This window comes from Pseudanabaena mucicola FACHB-723, from assembly GCF_014696385.1.
GTDB lineage: Bacteria > Cyanobacteriota > Cyanobacteriia > Pseudanabaenales > Pseudanabaenaceae > Pseudanabaena.
In genome coordinates, this window is sequence record NZ_JACJQB010000079.1 from 1 (window position 1) to 4,986 (window position 4,986).

General features: G+C 43.9%; 4 protein-coding genes and 1 pseudogene. 4 read left to right on the forward strand and 1 reads right to left on the reverse strand.

The annotated features are described in order from the left end of the window. Positions 1–303 precede the first annotated feature (303 nt). The 4 genes from H6F41_RS18340 (at position 304) to H6F41_RS18355 (ending at position 4,527) form a co-directional block, all read left to right on the forward strand. A complete protein-coding gene (locus H6F41_RS18340; RefSeq protein WP_190404905.1) occupies positions 304–1,110 on the forward strand; it encodes a DUF305 domain-containing protein in 807 nt (268 codons plus the stop codon). 160 nt (positions 1,111–1,270) lie between these two features. Beyond that, complete coding sequence (locus H6F41_RS18345) at positions 1,271–3,523, forward strand: heavy metal translocating P-type ATPase (RefSeq protein WP_190404906.1); 2,253 nt, start codon at positions 1,271–1,273, stop codon at positions 3,521–3,523. Between the two features lie 120 nt (positions 3,524–3,643). Continuing rightward, positions 3,644–4,171: a cupredoxin domain-containing protein gene (locus H6F41_RS18350; RefSeq protein WP_190404907.1), complete on the forward strand. Its 528-nt coding sequence runs from the start codon at positions 3,644–3,646 to the stop codon at positions 4,169–4,171. 161 nt (positions 4,172–4,332) lie between these two features. Then, positions 4,333–4,527 carry a heavy-metal-associated domain-containing protein gene (locus H6F41_RS18355; RefSeq protein WP_190404908.1) on the forward strand — a complete coding sequence of 65 codons (195 nt, stop codon included), beginning with the start codon at positions 4,333–4,335 and terminating at the stop codon, positions 4,525–4,527. A gap of 12 nt (positions 4,528–4,539) precedes the next feature. Here the strand turns inward: H6F41_RS18355 and H6F41_RS18360 are convergent. After that, positions 4,540–4,986: pseudogene (locus H6F41_RS18360) on the reverse strand (IS630 family transposase); the annotation flags it as partial.

Here is a 4,986-nt window from a genome sequence, read left to right on the forward strand (position 1 = left end):
TGGGTAACTCTATCTACAAACTTAAATATGCGCTTTTATCTGATTATTTAAGATCTCAACTTAAACATCCTTCTATCCCTATGATTCTTGCGTAAGTCCTAATTAAGTTTTATGGACGAATAGAGTAACTGATCTGGAGTTTCATCCTGAGTTCATTTTTTTAAACTAGCCTAGAGATATAAGCTGTCGCTAGTCTTGGTTAGGATACAAAACCAGAAGATGAGTGGCGGTGCGAAGCGCCGCCACTCGCTTCTTGGATTTTGATTTAAGTGGCTACAGCTATATGAGTTTAGGAGAACAGTTATGAAATCAACAGAACCTAGAGACTCTAATCTAGAATCCCCCCATGCCAGCGATCGCAAAAGCTATAAATTTCGATCGCTAGGAATTGCGAGTATGGTCATTGGTGGTGCGATCGCAATTACTAGTGCAATGACAAGCTTAGTACAAGCACAAACCACACAAGTTCCAGCAAGACCTCTTGATGCAGGAGCTTGCCCCAATGCCACAAATGCTGCCATGATGCCCAATCAAGGTATGCCCAATCACATGATGATGATGACTGGTGAAGCCGCCGATCGCCACTTCATTGAGATGATGATTCCCCACCATGATGGAGCCGTGAAGATGGCGGATCTGGCGCTCAAGCGCTCGAAAAATGCTGATGTTCTGAAACTAGCAACAGCAATCAAACGTGACCAAGTTGTCGAAATTACTCAGATGCGAGATTGGTATAAGCAATGGTATAAAGCCGATGTTCCCGATATGGCTAGCCATTCTATGAAACCTTCTAATCAAAACATGAGGGGTATGAATGGCGGCAAGATGGGCATGGGCAATATGATAGGTATGCTTAGCAACAGGATGGGCAAGATGGGTATGGGCAATATGATGTCTACCGATCTCAAAAAGTTGGAAACTGCTAAAGATAGTGATTTTGACAAGACCTTTCTAACCGAGATGATTCCTCATCACAAGATGGCTTTGATGATGAGCAATATGATCGTTGATAGCGATCGCCCAGAACTGCGTAAGCTTGCTCAAAACGTTTTGCGATCGCAAAGTCAAGAGATTGACCAGATGCGAGGTTGGTACAGTAATATCCGCTAAATATTTTAAGAGGTGGCGCTAAGTGCCACCTCTTAAAATATTTTGATTTCCCCCTTGACTCTCCTCCTCACTAGAGAATGCATGATATATCCAATCCAATCAAGAAGTGTCGCGCTTTGCGCGACACTTCTTGATTCCATAAGAATTTCAAAAGGTAAACATGGAAACTAGTACATTGAAGTTACGAGGAATGAGTTGTGCTTCCTGTGCCAATAGCATTGAAACAGCGATTAGCAATCTCTCAGGTGTTGAGCTATGTAATGTCAACTTTGGTGCAGAGCAAGCCACTGTCACCTATAACCCTAGAGCCGTTGATGTGAATCGTATTCAACAGGCGATCGCCGATGCAGGTTATTCTTCGCAAGTTTTAAAAGAAGAAAATCCCTTAGTTGATGATGACGAAGAACAAGCCTCAAGACGCAAAGAAGAGAATGATCTCAATCGTAAGGTGATTATTGGCAGCGCGATTAGTTTATTTCTGGTAATTGGTGGCTTGCCAATGATGACAGGACTGAGCTTACCCTTCATTCCAGCATGGATGCATAACTCTTGGTTGCAATTGATTTTGACTATTCCTGTGCAATTTTGGTGCGGGGCAGCCTTCTATATTAATGCCGCCAAAGCTTTCAAACGTCACGCCGCTACAATGGACACGCTAGTTGCCACGGGTACGGGAGCCGCCTATGGTTATTCTATTTTTGCCACGATCAAGCCAGAGTTTTTTACCTCACAGGGTTTAACCGCTGATGTTTATTTTGAAGCATCAGCCGTGATTATCACTTTAATTCTACTCGGCAAACTCTTTGAGAATCGCGCTAAGGGAAGTACCTCGGAAGCAATGCGAAAGTTAATGGGTTTGCAAGCGAAAACAGCGCGAGTCATTCGGCATGGTCGAGAAATGGATATTGCGATCGCCGAAGTGCAACTTGATGATGTGGTATTAGTGCGTCCTGGGGAAAAGATTCCTGTTGATGGCGAGATTATTGAAGGAGGTTCTACCATTGACGAAGCGATGGTGACGGGTGAAAGTGTCGCTGTCAAAAAGCAAGTCGGTGATGAAGTGATCGGCGCAACCATCAATAAAACTGGTAGTTTCAAGTTTCGGGCTACCCGCATTGGCAAGGATACTTTCTTAGCGCAAATTGTGAAATTGGTGCAGCAAGCCCAAGGCTCTAAGGCTCCGATTCAACGCCTTGCCGATCGCGTGACGGGTGTATTTGTGCCAATCGTAATTGCGATCGCGATTTCCACTTTTATCGTCTGGTACAACTTCATGGGCAATGTTACTCTCGCTGTGATTACCACCGTTGGCGTGCTGATTATTGCCTGTCCCTGTGCTTTGGGCTTAGCGACACCCACATCGATCATGGTGGGAACTGGTAAAGGTGCAGAGAATGGAATTCTAATTAAGGGCGCGGATAGTTTGGAACAGGCGCATAATTTGCAAACAATTGTTCTCGATAAAACAGGCACGATTACCCAAGGTAAGCCCAGCGTGACTCATTTTGTAACTACCGAGGGAATGCCAGACCAGAAAGTCTCAGAATTATTAAGCATGGTTGCCACCGTGGAACGCTATTCTGAGCATCCTTTAGCGGAAGCGATCGTGCATTATGCTGATGCGCTCAAGGTGGATTTAACCGATGTTCAAGATTTTGAGGCGATCGCAGGTAGTGGCGTGCGTGGCTACATCGGTGATCATCTAGTTCAAATTGGAACCTATCGCTGGATGCAGGAATTAGGAATTGTCACAAAATCTTTGGAACCAGATTGGGAGGATTTAGAAAGCAAAGGTAATACTGCTATCTGGATTGTGGTCAATGGCAAAACACAAGGCGTAATGGGCATTGCTGATGCAGTCAAACCTTCCTCAGTCAAAGCGATTCGCACCTTACAACGCATGGGCTTAGAAGTAGTCATGCTCACAGGCGACAATCGCCGCACTGCCGAAGTAATTGCCCGTGAAGTGGGCATCGATCGCGTCTTTGCCGAAGTTCGTCCCGACCAAAAAGCAGCGCAAATTCAGCGTTTACAAAATGAAGGTAAGGTTGTGGCGATGGTGGGTGATGGCATCAATGATGCTCCTGCTCTCGCTCAAGCAGATGTGGGCATCGCGATCGGTACGGGTACGGATGTAGCGATCTCGGCTAGTGACATCACTCTCATTTCAGGCGATTTGCAAGGCATTGTCACCGCCATCCAATTATCCCGCGCCACGATCCAAAACATCCGCCAAAATCTCTTCTTCGCGTTCATCTACAACATCTTAGGCATTCCCATCGCCGCAGGGATTCTCTTTCCCTTCTTCGGTTGGCTACTCAGTCCTGTGATTGCGGGTGGCGCGATGGCTTTTAGTTCTGTTTCGGTGGTGACTAATGCTTTGCGATTGAAGAATTTTAAGGCTAGTTCTTAGCGATTAGCTTCTAGCAATTAGCTTTTAGCTTTCACACTAATAATTTTGCAGACCATAAACTGTTTATTTTTTCAACTCCAAAGCTAAAAACTAATAGCCCATTACTCAAGGAAAACTATCATGTTAAAAAAAGCTACTTTTTTTGGAACTCTCGTTGGACTTGGCTTTCTATTCGGAGCTATCTCGGGCGCAATCGCTTCTAAGAAAATGCCTGATGATCACAATATGCAAACTGAGACTAGTAAACCTACAGAATTTAAAGCGATCGATCAACCACTAACCAACAAAATTCTTGTCACTGTGGTTGGTGCTGGCTTAATCGGTGCAGAGCTTTGGTGGTTTCTCCTCAGCAAGCCTAAGTCTAAAAAAGCGGAATCTGAGTCTGGCATTCAAGAAATAACCGTCGTCGTTGATGGTGGTTACGAACCTTCAAGAATTGTGGTTAATGCTGGTCAACTTGTTCGCCTCAACTTTCTCCGCCGCGATCCTAGTAGCTGTCTAGAAGAGGTACGACTCGCTGATTTCCACATCGCCCAACATCTAGAATTAAATAAAACCACAACCATCGAATTCACACCGCCCAAAGCAGGTAACTATGAGTTTGCCTGTGGCATGAATATGTTTCGCGGTGCGATCGAGGCAAAATAATGGATGCAAAAACCAAAAAAAGAGGCAGTGCTTAGCACTGCCTCTTTTTTGGGTTTACCCCTTGACTCTCCACTCGAATAGAGAATGTAGAGTTGTTTTCAGATAGAGAAGTGATTATTCAATTTCTCTTTCTAGTCAATCAATAGAGGTTATTTAAAATCATGACGATTCAACTTAAGACTCCTACTCTTGCTTGTTCTAGCTGTGTAGATACAGTTACAACCGCAATTAAAAATGTTGATGCTGATGCAGAAATCCAAGCTAACACCAAAACAAAACTGATTGTTGTCGAAACTCAAGCATCGGAGTTGGCAATTCGAGAAGCTCTGATTAATGCTGGCTATCCAGCCGCCTAATCATTTAAGTAGCTAAGCAAAATTAATTACATAAGTTGAACCAAAGTCTCGAAGAACTTTTTCAACATATAGAGACTAAACTTTCCCAAGATTCATATGCATTGAGTTCAATCCACTCATACTTCATGAAACGCCACAAAATTTCAATCAAGTTCAACTGGGGACTATAAGGGGGTAACTGGAAAATCTCAACTTGCTGGTTCTTCCACTGCTCTAATTTCTCTTGAATCAGTTGACTGGTATGAATAGAGGCTTTATCCATAACAATCACTGTTGGCTTGGTAGATTGACGAGCAAAGTCATCGATACAAGCGAGAATGACTGCACTGGTGATACTGCGTTCAAAAACATAAGCAGATAAGTCATTGTTTCGATTCATCAAACCCACGACATTTAACCTCTTACTGCGTTGACTGGGTAAGCTTAAACCCGTCCCTTTCTCTTGCCAAGCATAGGGAA

Coding starts and splice junctions, on each gene's coding strand:
- H6F41_RS18345 (WP_190404906.1), top strand. CDS start 1,271: ATGGAAACTAGTACATTGAAGTTACGAGGAATGAGTTGTGCTTCCTGT.
- H6F41_RS18355 (WP_190404908.1), top strand. CDS start 4,333: ATGACGATTCAACTTAAGACTCCTACTCTTGCTTGTTCTAGCTGTGTA.
- H6F41_RS18350 (WP_190404907.1), top strand. CDS start 3,644: ATGTTAAAAAAAGCTACTTTTTTTGGAACTCTCGTTGGACTTGGCTTT.
- H6F41_RS18340 (WP_190404905.1), top strand. CDS start 304: ATGAAATCAACAGAACCTAGAGACTCTAATCTAGAATCCCCCCATGCC.